This is a genomic window from Sorangium sp. So ce185, from assembly GCF_051526825.1.
GTDB classification, from domain to species: domain Bacteria; phylum Myxococcota_A; class Polyangia; order Polyangiales; family Polyangiaceae; genus Sorangium; species Sorangium cellulosum_D.
In genome coordinates this window covers 8,622,537-8,639,757 of the sequence record NZ_CP150316.1, presented here as the reverse complement: position 1 = coordinate 8,639,757, position 17,221 = coordinate 8,622,537, and the positions used below count along the sequence as shown (strand labels likewise).

The following is a 17,221-nucleotide window of genomic DNA, read 5'->3' as shown; positions in this document are numbered from 1 at the left end:
CGCGCTCGGCCGAGGAGACCTCCCATGCGCGACGGCTATCGCATCCTCGACGCGGATCGCCACGTGATTGAGCCGCTCGATCTCTGGCAGGTCCACCTGGCGCCGGAGCTCCGCGATCACGCGCCGTACCTCGCGTACGTCGGCGAGGGCGAGCCGCTGGCCGACCGCGTGGCGTATCCCGGACCGGAGGGCCTGGTCTCGCTCCCTCCGCAGCCGATGATGGACGGGCGGCCGCTCCTTCACCGGACGAGCGCGCGGACGTGGCGCGCGGTCGCCTCGGCCAGCCGCCGGCGCGCCGGGCAGCTCGCGCGGCTCGGCCCCCTGGAGCTGCCCCAGGCGCACATCGAGGACATGGACCGCGAGGGCATCGACGTGGCCTTCCTGTATCCGACCCTCGCGCTGATGCTCCTCGGCATGGCCCCGCTCGATCCGGCGCTCGCGAGCGCCTTCGCGAGGGCGTACAACACCTGGCTCCGCGGCTTCTGCGACCACGAGCCCCGGCGGCTCCGGGGCGTCGCGCTGATGAGCCCCCACGATCCCCCGCAGCTGGTGCCCGAGCTCGCGCGGGCGGCGGCGCTCGGTTTCCGCGCCGTCGTGATACGGCCGAACCCCGTCGCGGGCCGGACCCTGGGCGACCCCGCCTACGAGGCGTTCTGGGCCGAGTGCGAGCGGCGCTCCATCGCGGTCGCCGTCCACGAGGGCGCGCACGCCTCCCTTCCGGCGGCCGGCGCCGATCGCTTCCGCAGCCGCTTCGCCCTGCACGCGTGCTCGCATCCGATGGAGCAGATGATGGCGCTGCTCGCGCTGATCGAGGGCGGCGTGCTCGAGCGCCACCCCCGCCTGCGGGTGGCTTTCCTCGAGGCCGGCTGCGGGTGGCTGCCCTACTGGCTCCATCGCCTCGACGAGATCGAGTACCGCGGCCTTGCCGAGGAGGTCGCGCCGCACGTCCGCCGCGAGCCGTCCGCGTATTTCCGACGCCAGTGCTTCGTCGAGATCGAGCCGGACGAGCCGCTCCTGGAGCAGGCGATCCCGTGGCTCGGGGAGGGCAGCGCGATCTTCGGGACGGACTTCCCCCACATCGACCACGACGCGGGCATGGTGGAGCGGGCGCTCGCGCTCCGCGGCAGGCTCCCCGGCGACGCGCTCCGCAAGCTCCTCTGGGACAACGGCGCCCGGTTTTACGGGCTAGAGGAGTGACTCAGCAGATGGCGACCGAGAGCTGCGCGCCGCTCGCGAGCTCGGCCAGCGCGACGGGGCGATCGGTCTGCTCCGGCGCCGGCGGGACATGGAGCGTGATGACGCCGGCCGACAGATCCCAGGCCTTGCGCTGCTCGCGAAAGCGCCACCCCTCGCCGCTCGGCGCGCCAGGCTCCCGCGCCTCGCGGACGGTGAGCTCGATCCCCTGCGGCAGCGCATAGCCGCAACAGGCCCTCAAGAACTCCCGCGGATCTCTCTTCAGCCGAGCGAGCTGCGCCGGGTCTTCCCAGCTGAGCGCGACCGCGCGCAGCCACGCCGACTCCAGCGCTTGGAGCTCGTCCTCCACCGCGCCTCGCTCGCCTCCGGCACGCGCCTCGACGGGGCCGCCGTCGAGTTGCGCGGGGATGCTCTTGCTCTCGGTCTCGGAAGTCCCAGGCAGGTGATTGGAGGGTTGACGGGAAAACATGGCTATCTCCATTACCGCCGCTTCTGGCGCCCATGTCTCATGGAGCCGCCGCCTCGCGCCGTCGAGCCCCCGGCGCGGGATTCGAGGGCGCTCGAGAGGGGGCCGCGGCAGCTCAACCGCCGAGCTCCTGGTGCAGCGCTCGCGCCTCGGCGAACTCGGGCAGATCGGCGCACTCGGCGGGCCAGCCGCTGCTCTCCCGGAGCAGGGCACGCGCCTCGTCGCGCCGGTCCTGTCGCGCGAGCATACGGCAGATCGAGAGCGTCGAGCGCAGCTCGATCGCCCGCGCGCCCTGCTCGCGCGCGATCGCGATCGACTGCTGAAAGCAGCGCTCGCTCTCCTGCTCCGCGCCTCCGCCCAGGGCACGGAGCGACAGCGCCTTCAGGCGGTAAAGCTCCGGGACGTAGTAGACCTCGCCCAGCTCCGCGGCGAGCCGCAAACAGCCCGCGAGCCGCTCGACCGCGGCCTCGTGCTGCCCGCGCTCGGCCTCGATCTCCGCCACGAGGGAGAGCCAGTAGGGCAATCCCATCGTCTGGCCGGTGTGCCGGATCGCCTCGACGTCCTGCCTCAGCTTCTCGAGGTCGCGCTGCGCCCAGGAGTGCAGGGCCCAGCAGAGCTCCTTGAACCAGAGGTGATGGCTCGTCGTCAGCTCCATGAGGGCGTCGGTCAGCGCGGCGACCTTCTCCCGCTGGCGGCCGTAGTGATAGACGCCTGCCAGGTGGAGCAGCGCCATCCCGAGGGTGTTCGGGTGGTCGAGCTCGCGCGCCCACGCCACCGCGGCCTCCCCTTGCGCGAACGCCTGCGCCGGGCAGCCCATCAGGTAAAGCAGCAGCGCGAGCGTGTACTGGCCGCAGGCCTTGGGATCGAAGCCATACAGGGAGACGTGCTCCCGATCCGCGGGATCGTAGAGCTCGACGCCGCGCGCGAGGTGCGGGCGAGCCTCCGCGAGCTTTCCTTCGAAGAACAGACAGTTCCCCAGCACCACCATGGACGCGGCCCGCTGGCGGGTGTCCTGCGATCGCGTCGCCATCCCGAGGATCCGCTCCGTCAGCGCGCGCGCCTCGCTGCGATGGCTCCGGAAGTTGTGGTACCAGAACATCGCCCACAGCGTCGGCGCGGTCATGGGGCTGTCACCGAACGCGTCGATCAGCTCCTCGCAGCGCTTCACCGCGGCCTCGAGCGCGCGGGGCATGTACCCGAGGCGGTCAAGGAGCGCCACGACGAGCAGGCTGTTCAGCCGCAGCTCCGCGAGCGCGCGCTCCCGGTCGTCCGCGATGGCCGACAGCCAGCCGAGCGCCTGCGTCACGTGCCCGATGGCCTCGGTGTCGTCGGCGTTCGCCGGCCGCTTCAGCGCGCGCTCCGCCGCGATCTCCGCGTAGGCGATCGCCTGCTGCTTCTGCTCGGCGGCGGCGTGGTGGTGCGCGAGCAGATCGGGCCGCGCCGCGACGAGCTCGGGGAAGCGCTCCTCCATCGCCCGGGCCACGCAGGCGTGCAGCCTCCGCCGGCTCCGCTTCGAGAGCGACTCGTAGGCCGCGTCCCGGATGAGCACGTGCTTGAACATGTATGTCGGGTTGTTCAGCCGGCGCTTCCTGTGGATGAGGTCCGCGGCCATCAGCCGATCGAGATCCTCCTGGACGAGCTCGCCGTCGAGGGTGGTCACGGCGCTCAGCACCTCCAGGCTGAACTCCCGCCCGAGCACCGCGGCGATGCGGGCGGTCTCCTTCGCCCTGCCGAGCCGGTCGAGCCGCGCCATCAAGAGGCCCCGCAGCGTCGAGGGGATCGCGAGCTCCGAGAACGGCTCGGAGAGCGTGTAGTGATCCCCCTCGTCGACGAGGGCCCCGGACTCGAGCACCATCCGCGTCAGCTCCTCGACGAAGAGCGGGACGCCGTCGGTCCGGTCGACCACCTGCTCCAACAGCGGCTCGGGCAGCGAGCGGCCGCCGGCGAGCCGCGCGACCATGTGCTCGACGTGCTCGCGATCCAGGCGGCCGAGCTGGATCTGGAGCATGCCCGACGTCGACCAGGGCGGCGAGAACTCCGGCCGCGCGGTGAGCAGCATCATGAGCCGCGCCGAGGGCACATCGACGATCAGCATGCCGAGCCACTCCAGGCTCGTCGGATCGGCCCAGTGCAGGTCCTCGACCATGAACAGGACGGGCCGCTCCTCGGCCATGTCGAAGAGCATGGACACGAGCGCGTTGAGCGTCCTCTCCTTCTGCCGCGGCGGCGGGTCCTGAGGCGCGGCGTAGCGCGCGTCGAGGGGGATCGACAGGAGCGCCGCGAACAGCGGCACCGTCTCCGCCAGATCGAAGCCGCGGCGGGACAGGAGCGCCTCGAGCCGGGCGAGCCGGCGCCCCGGCGCGTCGTCCCGGCCCGGGTCGATCAGCCGCTCGAGCAGCTCGATGAGGGGGTGGAGCGCGCTGTTGCGCCGGTCGGGGGTGCAGCGGCACTCCAGGCAGCTGTGGCTGTCGCCGCGGAGCCGCCGCACGAGCTCCCACGTCAGGCGGGATTTGCCGATCCCGGGCCCGCCGGTGACGAGGATGCTCTGCCCGATGCCCTGCCGGACCTGGCTCCAGCGCTGGAGCAGGAGCTCGAGCTCCTGGCTCCGGCCGATCAGCGGCTCCGTGTCGCGGCCCGCGGTGTCCTGGTCCTGCGTCGAGCGAGGGATCTCGCGCCCCATGCGGTAGATGGCGCTCTGCCGCTCCGCGCCCGAGAGGTCGCGCGACGCGATCGGCTCGAACGTGAACCGGCTCCGGAGCAGCCTGAAGGCGTCGCCGCTCACCGCGATCGTGCCCGGGGCCGCGAGCGCGCTCAGCCGGGTCGCGATCCGCGGCGTCGTCCCGAGGTGCTGCGTGTAGCGTTGCGGCTGGCCGGCGACCACGAGGCCGGTGTGCAGCCCGATCCGGACCTCGAGCGCGATGCCCCGCGCCGCCGCGAGGCGCGCGCTGCGCGCGCGGACGTCCTCCGCGATCTCCAGCGCCGCGCGCGCGGCGCGCCGGGCGTCGTCCTCCTGCGCCGACGGATAGCCGAAATACAGCAGGATCTGATCGCCCAGCGCGCCGGCGAAGCGCCCGCGGTGGCGGCGGGCGATCTCGTCGCAGACGTCCTGTTGCTCGCCGAGCAGATCGTCGATCTCCTCGACGTCGGTGTCCTTCAGGCCCGGGCCCGAGGTCGAGAAGGCGCAGCAGACCACGGTGAGGGGCCGCCGCTCGGCGTCGAGGCACCCGGCGCCGCTGGCGAGCTCCCCGTCCGCGGGAGAGGGCGTGTCCTCCGGCCGGGGCGTCGCCGGAGAGGGCAGCGTGTCGGCCGCCGCGCGATTGCTGGGCGTCGACCGGCCCTCCCGCGGGGGCCGGTCGAGCGGCGTCGTCGCGCTCGCGCCGTAGCCCCACCGGCCCTCGTCCGGCGCGCCGGGGTCCGGCTCCGGCGCCGACGCCAGCCCTCGCGCGCGCGCCACGAAATCCTCGCGGCTCAGCCCCTCCACGCCGCAGGCCTCGAGCTCGCGCAGCAGGCCGGAGGCGGTGGCGACGCGCTCGGCCACGTTCTTCAGGGTCGCGCGCCTGAGGAGGGTGCCGAGCGGGTGGCCGAGGAGCGCCGCGGGGATCGGGATCGGCTCGGAGCTGGCCTGTCGGAACAGCACCTCTTGCAGCGACCTGCCGGAGATCGCCGGCCGCCCGGTGAGGCACTCCAAGAAGACGAGCCCCCAGGCGTACAGGTCCGATCGCACGCTCACCGGCTGTCCGAGGAGCTGCTCCGGCGCCGCGTAGGCGGGCGTGCAGAGGATCTCGTTGCTCGGGGTGAGCTTCGCGTCGACGCCCTCCATGGCCCCGGCGATGAGCGCGCCGATGCCGAAGTCGAGCACCAGCGCGTTGCGCCGCGCGCCGGTGGAGACGATCATGATGTTGCTGGGCTTGAGGTCGCGGTGGACGACGCTCTGCCCGTGGGCGCAGCCGAGGGCGTCGAGGACCTGGAGCATCAGGTGCCGCGCCTCGGTTGGATCCAGGGCGGTCTCCTCGGCCAGCACCTCTGCCAGGTTCTTGCCGGGAACGAACTCGAAGATGGTGTAGAGCGTGCCCTCGTCCGTCTGGCCGGCGTCGATGAGCCGGACGATGTTGGGGTGGTGGAGCTGCGCGCAGAACCGCGTCTCCTGGTGGAAGCGGGCGCAGCGCCGGGCGACGTCGGCGGGCTTGCCGCCCCGGGCCGGCCGCATGACTTTGATGGCCACCATCTGTCCGGTGGCGAGCTGGCGCCCCTTGTAGACGTCGGCGAACCCGCTCTCCCGCAGCGCGGAGACGATCTCGTAGCGCTCCTGGAACACGGCGCCCGGGGCGATGGCGGTCGGGGTCATCGCCGCTCCCTCCGCCGGGCGGCGCCGCGGGACCGGCCGAGCGGGCGCGCCCCGGGAGGCGCGGAGCGCGGCGCCGAGCGGCCCGCCTGGCCGATGGAGCGCTCGCGCACGGCGGCCGCCGACCTCGTCGTTGCGGCTGTCCCACGGCCGACCTCGCTGCTCACGGTAGCTCATATAAGGTGTGGACCCATGGACGTCCGTCGATGGCCGTCCGGTTCCGGCGCGCCCGGTGAACAAACTCTGGATCTCGCCCGCGCCCGTCCGGCGCCTCGAGGCGGAGATCGCGGAGCGGCGGCAGGCGGAGAGGCGGACCGGAGCGCGCCCGCAGCGCCGCTCGCCCGGCGGCGGCGGAGCTCGTCCGGCGCTGTGCGAGGTCGCTAGAATGTTCTGCTGGAGCTATCGACTCCATCGCTTCGATCTGCAGCGAATTGACCTCTGACGCCGCCGGTGAGAGGGCGATGGCGCCGGCTCCGCCGGCGACCTGTCGCGAGGTGCGCCGCGAGCGCCCCACGGCCGGTGAGCGACGGCGCGAGGTTCCTTGAAGGAGTGCGAGACATGCTGAGGCAACTGGCGACGAACATCGTTTTGCTCGCGTTCGCGGCGGCTCTTCCGATCGCGTGCTCGGGATCGGGGGACGGCCCTGGGGCCGCCGGCGGCAGCGCCGTCGCCAGCGGGAGCGGCGGCGCGGCGGCGTCCGTCGGGCAGACCTCGGCCAGCAGCGGCGCGGGCGCCGGCGCGGACGGGGGCGCCGGCGCGGACGGGGGCGGCGGGGCGGGCGAGGGCGGGGCGGCCGAGGGCGGCGCGGGCCCGGGCACGGGCGGCGCCGGCGCCGGCGGCGCGGGCGGGGGCGAGGGCGGCGCTGGGGCCGGCTGCGCGGGGATGGGCGGGATCACCTACACGCTCGCGATGGCCCCCGCGCCGACCGCAGAGCAGCAGTCCGCGTACGCCATGATCACGAGCGCCATGGATGAAGCGCTGTCGCACTACAACTGTTACACGAGCATCGAGAAGAGCCTGTCGGTGTCCTATGTGCCGTCGGTCGCGACGGCCGACGGCAACGTCAACGGATCCATCCGGTTCGGCGCCTTCAGCTCCATGAATTACATCACGGCCATGCACGAGATCTCCCACACCCTGGGGGTCGGCAGCTTCGAGTTCGCGGCGATGGTGAGGGACGGCGTCTTCGCGGGCGAGGCGGCGACGAGCCAGCTCAGGGCGATCACGGGGAACGCGAGCGACGTCGTGCACGCGGACAACCAGCATTTCTGGCCGTACGGTCTCAATTACACGACCGAGGTCGAGACGACGGACGACCTCGTGAACCACTGCAAGATGGTGATCGCCATCCGCGAGGACATCGGCTACTGAGGGCGCGCTGCGGCGCGGCCCGCGCGGCGCGGCGCGGGGGCGCCCCGGCGCGCCGGCGCCACGTCACCGGAGGTACGCGGCCAGGCCGAGCCCCTGATCGCGGATGGCGTCGGCGACCACCCGGGCGATCCGCGCCGCGCCGGAGCGCGAGAAGTGCGTGTGATCATCGCAGAAGAACTCGCCGACCGGCCCTCCGGTCGTCGCGCTCACGTCTCCGCCGGGGACCGGGCAGAAGCCGAGCTCGTTGTAGAGCGCGACGCTGCGCTCGTGGAGATCGATCACCGGCACGCCGTGCTCTTCGCCCGCCTCGTGGGTCGCGGTCACGTACTCCCCGCGCGTCCCCCGGGCCGTGCTGCCACTACAGGCGATCGCGCTCACGGGCGTCACGAACACGGGATGCGCGCCCCGCTCCTGCGCGGCGCGGGCCATCATCCCGTAGCTCGTCTTGAAGGCGTCGAGCCCCACGTGCCGATCGCACGTGCGCGATCCGTCGTTGATGCCGAACTGGATGAACAGGGTGTCGCCCGCCTTCATGCCGTCGAGCATCTGAACCCACCTGTCCTGAAGTACGGGCTCGCCGCTCGCGTCGCGCTCGAGCGCGCACTCCCCGGTGGCATCCATGGTGCTCTGCACGTGGTAGAGCCACGTGCGCACGCTGCGGCCGCCGACCGCGCTGTTCACCACGGTGACCCGCTCGTCGAAGAGCGCCGCGATCTGGCCGCCCCAGCCCGCCGGGCAGGGGGTTTGCCCGTTGGCGACCGTGGAGTCGCCCGCGATCCAGATCGTGATGTCCGGCGGCGGCTCCATCCCGCCTGACCCGGCGCCGCCGCCTCCGGGCGCGCCGCCCGAGCCCGCCGCGCCGCCCGAGCCCGCCGCGCCGCCGCCGCCAGCAGCGCCCGACGAAGCCGCGGTGCTCCCGGCGCCCGACGAAGCCGCGGTGCTCCCGGCGCCCGCGCTCGCGCTGCTCGCTCCCGGCGGCGGGCCTCCGCCCGTCCCTGCGCCGGGGTCGCCGGCCGAGCCCTCCGCATCCGTGCAACAGGCCACGGCGAGCAGCGCGACCCCCGACGCGCGGGCCGCCCGCCGACGAGCGGCAGATCGTAAGTCCAGGTGAATGAGCATGCCTTCCTCCTGCATCCCTGTGTCCGGGACGCCTTCCAATCAATCACCGATGGGCGTTTTTTTCTCGGAGCTGCCCACCGAGGCGCGCTCCGGGGCCTCGTTGCCGCATTTTTGAAACAGCGTCGGAATCGAGCCCGCGCGAGCTCCGGCGCTCCGCGGCCGCCCCTCGACAGGGGAGACGAGGTGAAGAGACATGAACCGACGTCACGAGCGCAGCGGTTCGTTCCCGACGCACGGCGGTATACGGACGGAAACAGGCCAAGTCCCTGGCACTCCGAACGGAAATCCACTCTTCCGCCGTGAGCCGTAGACAGTCGTATTATGCCGTTGACTGACGCGGAAATTGTCACGTAGCTTTACGAAGAGGCGACGCTGGCCAAGGGGGGGGCGTCGCACGGGACAGCAGAAATCACCCAAGCGCGCTCTCGTACGCCCGCGACGCAGCGGTACGAGGCTTCGCCGCGCGATAGCCAGAGGAGACGGTAGTTGTGCCCATGTCTCTAAGAGCTCATCGCACACTCTCGCAGGGGGAGGACGAGAGCGACGTCCATCTCGTCTCACGACGAAGGTATCGAGTGCTCGTCGTCGACGACGAGGAGCGGGCGCTTCGCAGCATCGCCGCCGTCCTGTCGACGGACGTCGATGTCGTGACCTGCTCGTCGGCAGAGCACGCGCTGAAGCTGCTCGAGGCGAGGCGGTTCCACCTCGTCTGCTCCGACTTCTTGATGCCTGGAATGAAGGGAGACGAGCTGCTCCGCCGGGTGTCGGGCATGTCCGTGTACACGAGCTGTCTCCTCGTCACCGGGGCCGACGAGTACATCCGATCCATGAGCGGCAGCCACAACTATGTCATCCTGAAGCCGTTCGACCCTGACCGCCTCATCGGGATCGTGCTGCAGCTCTCGCGCCTCGCCGAGATGAAGCGGTCGGTCCACTCGATGGCCGACTCCCTCGGATCGTCGGGCCCGACGGGGGCGGCCGCCGGGGGCGAGATGGTCTCCTGCGAGCCTGCCGACGCCGGCTCGCCGCCGGACTCCGCGCCGGCGCCGCCCACCTCGAGGTTCGGCGCGCGCGCGGCGGCCGGGTCCACGGCGCGCGGGCCGCAGCAGGGGCCGGAGCTCACGAGGGCCGACCCGGCGAGGACCGGCGTCCCGGGGCGCTCTTGCCGATGAGGCCGCGCGCGGCGTCGACGCGGGCGGAGGGACGAGGAGCCGTATGATCAGCTGGGATCCCCTGGGCGCAGCAGAGCAGGCCGCGGTCGCGGACGAGATCCTGTCCGTGCTGCGCCACGACCTGCGCAACCGCTTCGCCATCGTCCGCAATGCGTCGTTCTACATCAAACGCAAGGTCGCGGGAGACGCGGCCTACTCGGCGGATCCGAGGATCGCGGAGTTCTTCGGGATCATCGACGAAGAGGTGATCGCGGCGAGCGCGCGGCTCGACGAGTCGGTCGACGCCGCGCGGGTCTTCACCCGCCGGAGCGCGCGCGTGAGCGCGGCCGATTGCGTGCGGCGCGCGGCGGCGTGCGCGCGCGTCGGCGCGTCCGGGGCCCGCATCGAGCTCTCGGCCGAGGACGGCGACGTCGAGGCGGACCCGATCGAGCTCGCCGTCGCGGTGAGGTGCCTCATCGAGAACGCCGTGGCGTCGACCCCAGAGGACGGCGTGGTCACGGTGCAGGGCGCCGCGAGCGGCGGGCGGTACCTGATCGAGGTCACGGACGCCGGGGGCTCCACCGGCGAGATGGACGGCGAGATGGACGGCGAGGCGAGCCTGCGCCCGTTCACCACGACGAAGCCGGGTCACTTCGGCCTCGGGCTGAACATCGCGAGGCGGGTCGCCCGGCGCTATAGCGGCACGCTCGCCCTCGAGCCGCGGTCGCGCGGCACGTCGGCGGTCATCGAGCTGCCGCTCGCCGCCCCGCCGGAGCCCGGCGGCGCCGGGCCGGAGCCGGCGCCGTGAGCGCGGGCCGACCGCCCCGAGCGCGCCCGAGGCGCCCGCCGGCCGCCCGGAAGCCGGCGGCGGCGACCGCGCCGTGGCGCGCGCGCCCCGGCATCGCGCTGGGCCTGCTCCTGGCCGCGTCGACGGCGGCCGCGCCGCCGGAGCGGGCCGAGGCCGCGGGGGGGTCGGCGCAGCCCCCGGTCGAGGAGCTGTTCCTCGGCGAGACGCCGTTCCCGCAGGAGGCGCTCGAGCTGCAGGTCACGAGCGCGCCGGCGTGGGAGCGCGACGGGCGCCGGGTCCGCTTCGGCGTCCCGCTGCTGCTGGAGCTCGGCATCACCGATCGCCTCCAGGTCGGGGCCGAGCTCCCCCTCGAGCTCGTGCGCCACGACCGGGGGGCGACGGCCGGGCTCGGCGCCGTCCAGGCGGGGGCGATGGTCAACCTGGTCGACAGCGGGGCGCTCGGGCTCGCGCTGTCGGCGGGGCTGGAGGCCGCGCTCCCCGCCGGCGCGCGCGAGCTCGGCCCGCCGGGCTACGCGCTGGAGCCGTTCGTGAGCGTCGACAAGGCGATGGCCGGCGTCCACGTGGGCCTCTCCGCCTCGGCGGAGGTCCGGCTGCCGGCCACGCGGCGCGGCGCCGCGGAGCTCAGCCCTGGCGTCGCGCTGGCCGTGGTCCTGCCGGTCGGCCCCGTGGCGCCGACCGTGGAGCTCGCCGCCGAGCTCGACGAGGCCGCGTCGCTCGCCGTCGCGTCCGGCGTGCTCTGGCACCCGGCGCCCGGCCTGGAGCTCGGCGCCGCGCTCGAGCTCGGGCTCGCCGGGGAGACGCCCGACGTCGGGCTCCTGCTCCTCGTCACGACCGAGATCGAGCTCGCCCGCGGCGGCGATGAACCCCTGGAGCACGGAAGCAGGAGCCGCTCCCCATGAGCATTCGAGCCAGACTGGCCTCCATCTTCGGCGTCGCGCTGGCAGCGGTCCTCGTCGCCGGGGGAGCGTTCTACTTCACCATCGCGGAGATGCTGATCTTCCAGCGGCGGGCCGAGGCGTCGTACGAGGATCTGACGCTGCACGTCACCCTCGCGAGCGACGCGAGCCGCTACATGAACGAGGCGGCGAAGGTCGCGCTCCTCGGCGGCGTCACCGCGGAGCTCGCGGACGCGGCCGAGGACGCGGCGCGCGACCTCGGCGCCATCGAGGCGCTCAAGCGGCGGATGATCGCCGACGAGGAGGTCAGGGAGAGCGACGAGGAATCGACGGAGGAGCTCGGCCACATCCGCTTCATGCGAGAGAGCCTCGAGCACATCGTCGCGAGCACGGCGGGGATCGCCCGCGTCGCGGACGGCAGCGCGGGCGAGCGGCACGCGATGTTCGTGCGGCTCTCCGATCACGAGTACAAGGAGCGGTTCCTCCCGCACATCAACGCGGCGGTCCACGACGCGGAGCGGGACATCGCCAGGGTCCTCGCCGACGAGCACCGCCTCCGCGCGCGGGTGGCGGCGCTCGGGGCGGCGGCGATCGGCGGAGCGCTGGTCATCCTCGTCGCGCTGCTCGGGAGGCTCCTCCGCGCGATGGACCGCGGCTTCAGCGCGCTGGTCGAAGGCTCCCGGCGGATCGCCCACGGCGACCTCGATCTGCGCCTCCCCGAGCTCGATGAGCACGAGTTCGGGCGCCTGAGCGCCGCGTTCAACCACATGGCGCAGAGCCTCCAGGCCGCCCAGGAGGCCAGGCTGCGCATGGAAAAGCTCGCGGCGGTCGGGCAGCTCGCGGCGAGCGTCGGGCACGACCTCCGGAACCCGCTCGGCGCCGTCCGGAACGCGAGCCATTACCTCGGCAAGCGCCTCTCCGCGACGGAGCTCGGCAGAGAGCCCCGCATCGCGCAGTTCCTCTCGATCATCGACAAGGAGCTCGCGGCGTGCGGCCGGATCATCAGCAATCTGCTCGACTTCGCGCGCGAGCGGCGGCCGCTGCTCTCGGCGTGCGCGCTCGGCCCCCTCGTCGACGACGCCATCTCGGTCGTGGAGGTCCCGCCGCACGTGCGCGTCGAGAACGACGTGCCCGCGGCGTTCCCCGTGGTGGAGCTCGACCGGGACCAGTTCCGTCAGGTGCTCGTGAACCTGATCCAGAACGCGGCCGAGGCGATCCCGGCCGGGCGGGAGGGGCGCGTGCGGGTCGCCGCGGCGTGGGGGAGCGACGGGCTGACGCTCTCGGTCGCGGACAACGGGACGGGCATCCCCGCGGACATGCTCGCGCACATCTTCGAGCCGCTCTTCAGCACCAAGCTGAAGGGGACCGGCCTCGGCCTGGCGATCAGCGCCGGGATCGCCCGCCGGCACGGCGGCACGCTCGAGGCGAAGAGCGAGCCCGGCGGCGGCGCGACCTTCGTCGTCCGGCTGCCGGCGCGCGAGGCCGCGACGGCCGCGGAGCCCACCGCCGCGCCCTCCGGGGCGCAGGGCACATGACAGGGGGGTCGAGCCATGCAGGGGTCCATGCAGCAGGTCAAACGCGTGCTCGTGGTCGACGACGAGGAGGGCATGCGCATGACGCTCGCCGCCAACCTCGAGCTCGAGGGGTACGAGGTGGTGGAGGCGAGGGACGGCGCCCACGCGCTCGAGCTCGCGGAGCGGCAGGCGTTCACGCTCGTCCTCAGCGACGTCCGCATGCCCGGGCTCAACGGCGTCGAGACGTTCCGGGAGCTCAAGCGGATCCAGCCCGAGCTCACCGTCGTGCTGATGACCGCGTTCGCGCTCGAGCAGCTCATCGAGGAGGCGATCACGGAGGGCGTCTACACCGTGATCTACAAGCCGTTCTCGATGGATCACCTGGCGCGCGTCGTCGCGCGCGCGGTCGACGCGCCGGCCGTCCTCGTGGTGGACGACATCCCGAAGGTCGCCGACTCGATCGTCGCGGTGCTCCGGGCGGCCGGGCTGTCGGCCCACGCCGTCCACGACGGGCGGACCGCGGTCCAGCACGTCCTCGAGCGGCGCGTCGACGTCTGCGTGCTCGATATCGTGATGCCCGATCAGGACGGCGTCGCGACGTGCGCGCAGATGCGGGGGCTGAAGAAGCGCGTCACGGTGATCGCCATGACCGGCCACTCGGTCCCGGAGATGGTCGGCGCGATCATGAGCCAGGGCGGGTACACGTGCCTGCGCAAGCCGTTCGACGCGCGCGAGCTCATCCACACCATCGCCCGCGCCCGGGGCGACGCGCCGCCCGAGTGAGCCGCCGCGGCGCCGCCCTGCCAGGCCGGCGGGCCCCCCGCGCGGGGGGAGGCCGGCTCGCCCGGCGCCCGCGCCGGCCCGGGGCGCGGCCCCGCGTCACCCCGCCGGCCGGCCGGACGGCGGGGGCGCCTCGGGGGCTTGCGCCTCGGCGGCCGGCCTGCGCTGGAGCTGCTCCTGGAGGAGCGGCATCGCGCCGTACCCGGCGCCGACGAGGCGCTCGTCGAGCCGGGCCAGGCCGCAGCGGAACTCGTACGCCCTGAGGTGCGCCTCGTTGTGGAAGTACCTGAGGTTCAGCCCGGGGCCGATGGCGGCGTCGATCTCCATGGCGACGATGCGGAACCCCGCCTTCAGCTTGGCGATGAGCACCGCGTTGTTGCTCGGCGCGTGCTCGCTGACCACGTAGTCGAAGCCGAGCTCGCGCGTGTAGGCGAGGATCCGCTGGACGATCTCCCCATAGAGGCCGCGCCGGCGGTAATCGGGGTGAACGAGCGAGTGCCACATGCGGTACGTCTCGGCGTCCTTCTGGTGGCCCGCGAACATCGCCGCGACCCGCTCGCCGTCGCGCGCCACCCAGAAGTCCGCGAGGCGGCGGCCCCCCTCCGACGACGCCAGGCGGGCGCGGGCGCGCTCCCCCTCCTCCCCGGACAGCGCCGCGAGGTTGAAGTAGAACTCGGGCGGGAAATGGCGGCGCATCTCGGCCTCGTGCAGCGCCCAGTACGCCTCGCTGCCGTCGATCCGCTCGAGCGGGTAGCGGCCGGCGAGCGGCTCGCCGAAGTGCTTCCGTCGGATCGGCTCGGCCCAGTCCCACCCTTCGCTCATGCGACGCCCCTACCACGGCCGTCGCTCCACCCCAACGACCGATCCGGGCTCCTCGGCCCGGTCTCGCGGCTCCGCGCGAGGTGCTCGGCGAGGACCTCCGGATCCTGCTCGCCGGCCTCGACCAGCCACGCGCCGGCGAGCTTGTGGCCGAGCTCCCGGTCGCGATTTGTGAGCATCGCGTACGCCGCCTCCCGCAGGAGCGCATTGCGGAAGGCGAGCTCCTCCTCGCCCGGGAGCCGCGAGCCCGGCCGGCGCTCGAGGATCTCGCGATCGAGCAGCTCGGCCCACGCCGCGCGCTCGCTCGGCCCCTGCGCCGGCGCGCCGAGCAGCGCGCGCACGCCCCCGGCCCAGCAGACCTCCCCGAAGACGCTCGCCGCCCGCAGGAGCCGGCGCGCCTCGGGCCCGAGCGCGGCGATGCGCGCCTCCACGAGCCCCAGCGCGGCCTCCGGCGGCGCGCGGCGCCCCTCCGCCGCGGCCCGGACGAGCTCCTCGAGGCAGAACGCGTTGCCCGCGGCCCGCTGCACGAGCGCGGCGGCCTCCTCGGGCGCGAGCGACGCGCCCAGCGCGCTCCGCACCAGCTGCTCGGCCGCCCGGACGGGCAGCTCGCGCAGCCGGAGCTCCGAGAGCCCGCGCTCGGCCCAGAGCTGCGGGAAGAGCGCGTGGACCTCGGGCCGGGCGAAGGCGAGCACCGCGTAGGGCCGATCGCCGAGCTCCCGCAGCGCCCGGTCGAAGATCCCCACCGAAGGCGCGTCTCCCCCGTGGAGATCCTCGAGCACCACGAGCATGGGGCGCGCGCCCGTCACCGCCCGCGCGTAGTCGACGTACGCGCGCTGGATCTCCTCGGCCATCCGCGCCGGGTCGCGCCGCGCGTCCTCCAGCGCCGCCGGCGCCTCGTCCGGCGGGGCGAGGCCGAGCAGCTCGCCCAGGAACGCGGCGGCCCGTCGCCCCTCCTCGCCCGCGAGCAGCGACCCGAGCGCCTGCGCGAGCCTGGCCCGCTGCGCGCCCGGCGCCTCGCCGGGGGCGAGCCCGAGCGCGCTCCGGAGCGCGCCGGCGAGCAGCGCGAGCGCGGCGCCCCCGCCGAGGGCGTCGCCGCGGGCGACGCTCAGCGCCACGCCGGGGTGACGCTGGCGCAGCGCCTCGACGGCCTCGCGGCGCAGGCGCGATTTCCCCATGCCCGCCGCCGCGGTCACCAGCGCCGCCGCGGAGCGCCGCTCGGTGAAGCTGTCGTCGACGAGCTCGAGCAGCTGCTGCAGCTCCCGCTCGCGCCCGACGTAGGGGCTCGGCCCGCCGAGGAGCCAGCGCGCTCCCTCGCCGATCTCGCGCTCCGCCTCGAGCCGCGCGAGCCCGCCGCCCTCGGCCACGACCTCGAAGCGCGCGTCGAGCAGGGCCCGCGTCGCCGCGTCGACGAGGACGCCCTCGCGCCGGCCGTCCGCGCGGGCGGGCGCGGCGGCCACGTCCAGCAGCGCGGCCGCCCGACCCAGCGCCTCGCCGAACGGCGACCCCCCCATGGGCTCGCCCCGCGCCGTCACCAGCGCGACCGCCGCGCCGGGGAGCATCGCGCGGATCTGCAGCGCGCAGCGCGCCGCGAGGGCCGCCTGATCGGTCGCGCAGCCCGCGCTCGCCGCGACGGCCGCCACGATCCCGTCGCCGAGCTCGACCACCTGAGCGCCGAGCGTCATGGCCGCGCGGCGCACCGCGGCGAGCGTGCCCGGGGGCGGCGCGTGCGCGTCCAGGGACTCGGTCGTCGCGGAGAACGAGGGCTCCGCGGACCGGACCGCGACGACCGAGGCGAGCCGCCTCTCCCGCATGGAGATCGCCGCGGGCGGGGGCAGGGCCGAGGCGGCGCCGCTCCCTTCCAGGGCGCCGAGCGCGTCGAGGCAGCGCACCACGGCCGCGCCGTCCTCGGGTCGCTCCGACGGATCCTTGGCCAGCATCCGCGCGACGAGCGCGTCGAGGGCCTCGGGCACCTCGGGCCGCAGCTCCCGCGCCCGCGGCGGGTCCTCGAGGAGCAGCTTCCACACGACCGACAGGTGCTGCCCGCGGAACGCCCGCTGCCCGGTGAGGCACTCGAACAGCACGCAGCCGAGCGAGAAGACGTCGGCGCACCCGTCGAGCGCCTCCCGGTCGCCGCGCGCCTGCTCCGGGGCCATGTAGCCCAGCGTGCCCACCACCGCCGACGTCCCGGTCAGGCGCGACGTGGCGTCCGCGAGCAGCGCGATCCCGAAGTCGAGCAGCTTGACCCCATCGAGCGCGCCGTCGACCAGGAAGAGGTTGCTCGGCTTGATGTCGCGGTGCACGATCCCGCGGGCGTGCGCCGCGCCGAGCGCGTCCGCCACCTTCCGGGCGAGGGCGACGCTCTCGTCGACGCGCAGCTCCTGCCGCGACAGCCGATCCGCGAGGCTCTCGCCGGAGAGCCACTCCATCGCGAGGTACGGCTCCCCCGTCGGCGCCACGCCGTGCGTGACATACCGCACAATGTGCGGGTGCGAGAGCCGGGACAGCGCCGCGGCCTCGCGGAGGAAGCGCGCCTCGGCGCGCGCGTCGAGCCGGCGCAGCAGCTTGATCGCGACGACCTCGCCGGTCGCGCGATCGAGGGCCCGGTAGACCGTGCCCATCCCTCCGGAGCCGGCGACCTCCGCCAGCTCGAAGCGGTCGTCGAGCAGCCTGCCGGGGAGCATCTATCTGTGGGCAGGATGCACCGTCCCCCGAGGGCCTGGCAAGGCGCAGGGGCGGCGCGATCGTGTCATGGAGCCGGCGC

General features: G+C 74.0%; 12 protein-coding genes. 7 read left to right on the top strand and 5 right to left on the bottom strand.

Annotated features, from left to right (window positions below; translation table 11 throughout):
* Nucleotides 1-24 precede the first annotated feature (24 nt).
* Nucleotides 25-1,197, top strand: a complete 1,173-nt coding sequence (locus WMF26_RS31620; protein ID WP_437995733.1) for an amidohydrolase family protein — start codon at nt 25-27, stop codon at nt 1,195-1,197.
* A 1-nt stretch (nt 1,198) separates the two neighbouring features.
* Here the strand turns inward: WMF26_RS31620 and WMF26_RS31615 are convergent, their stop codons facing one another.
* A complete protein-coding gene (locus WMF26_RS31615) occupies nt 1,199-1,663 on the bottom strand; it encodes a BMA_0021/BMA_0022 family TOMM bacteriocin (protein WP_437995732.1) in 465 nt (154 codons plus the stop codon).
* Between the two features lie 112 nt (nt 1,664-1,775).
* The gene (locus tag WMF26_RS31610; protein WP_437995731.1) at nt 1,776-6,005 is read right to left on the bottom strand and encodes a TOMM system kinase/cyclase fusion protein; all 4,230 of its coding nucleotides are present in this window, start codon (nt 6,003-6,005) and stop codon (nt 1,776-1,778) included.
* 555 nt (nt 6,006-6,560) lie between these two features.
* Here WMF26_RS31610 and WMF26_RS31605 point away from each other — a divergent pair.
* Entirely contained in the window at nt 6,561-7,373 is an 813-nt protein-coding gene (locus WMF26_RS31605; protein ID WP_437995730.1) for a hypothetical protein, read from the top strand.
* Between the two features lie 63 nt (nt 7,374-7,436).
* On the opposite strand, the gene WMF26_RS31600 is transcribed toward WMF26_RS31605, so the two are convergent.
* Nucleotides 7,437-8,492, bottom strand: a complete 1,056-nt coding sequence (locus WMF26_RS31600; RefSeq protein WP_437995729.1) for a GDSL-type esterase/lipase family protein — start codon at nt 8,490-8,492, stop codon at nt 7,437-7,439.
* Nucleotides 8,493-9,067: 575 nt separating this feature from the next.
* Between WMF26_RS31600 and WMF26_RS31595 the strand changes: the two genes are divergently transcribed.
* Genes WMF26_RS31595 through WMF26_RS31575 form a run of 5 tightly spaced genes read left to right on the top strand, consistent with a single transcriptional unit; the run spans nt 9,068 to nt 13,644 of the window.
* The gene (locus WMF26_RS31595; RefSeq protein WP_437332069.1) at nt 9,068-9,664 is read left to right on the top strand and encodes a response regulator; all 597 of its coding nucleotides are present in this window, start codon (nt 9,068-9,070) and stop codon (nt 9,662-9,664) included.
* 43 nt (nt 9,665-9,707) lie between these two features.
* The gene (locus WMF26_RS31590) at nt 9,708-10,451 is read left to right on the top strand and encodes a sensor histidine kinase (RefSeq protein ID WP_437995728.1); all 744 of its coding nucleotides are present in this window, start codon (nt 9,708-9,710) and stop codon (nt 10,449-10,451) included.
* On the top strand, nt 10,448-11,350 hold the full coding sequence (locus WMF26_RS31585) for a hypothetical protein (RefSeq protein WP_437995727.1): 903 nt from the start codon (nt 10,448-10,450) through the stop codon (nt 11,348-11,350). Before WMF26_RS31590 ends, WMF26_RS31585 begins: the two co-directional genes overlap by 4 nt.
* Entirely contained in the window at nt 11,347-12,882 is a 1,536-nt protein-coding gene (locus WMF26_RS31580) for a sensor histidine kinase (protein WP_437995726.1), read from the top strand. Before WMF26_RS31585 ends, WMF26_RS31580 begins: the two co-directional genes overlap by 4 nt.
* Nucleotides 12,883-12,909: 27 nt before the next feature.
* Complete coding sequence (locus WMF26_RS31575; protein ID WP_437332065.1) at nt 12,910-13,644, top strand: response regulator; 735 nt, start codon at nt 12,910-12,912, stop codon at nt 13,642-13,644.
* A 96-nt stretch (nt 13,645-13,740) separates the two neighbouring features.
* Here WMF26_RS31575 and WMF26_RS31570 read toward each other — a convergent pair whose 3' ends face one another.
* Both WMF26_RS31570 and WMF26_RS31565 read right to left on the bottom strand, forming a co-directional pair.
* Nucleotides 13,741-14,463 carry a GNAT family N-acetyltransferase gene (locus tag WMF26_RS31570; protein WP_437995725.1) on the bottom strand — a complete coding sequence of 241 codons (723 nt, stop codon included), beginning with the start codon at nt 14,461-14,463 and terminating at the stop codon, nt 13,741-13,743.
* The gene (locus WMF26_RS31565) at nt 14,460-17,141 is read right to left on the bottom strand and encodes a serine/threonine-protein kinase (protein ID WP_437995724.1); all 2,682 of its coding nucleotides are present in this window, start codon (nt 17,139-17,141) and stop codon (nt 14,460-14,462) included. The genes WMF26_RS31570 and WMF26_RS31565 overlap by 4 nt, the downstream gene beginning before the upstream one ends.
* Nucleotides 17,142-17,221: the final 80 nt, after the last annotated feature.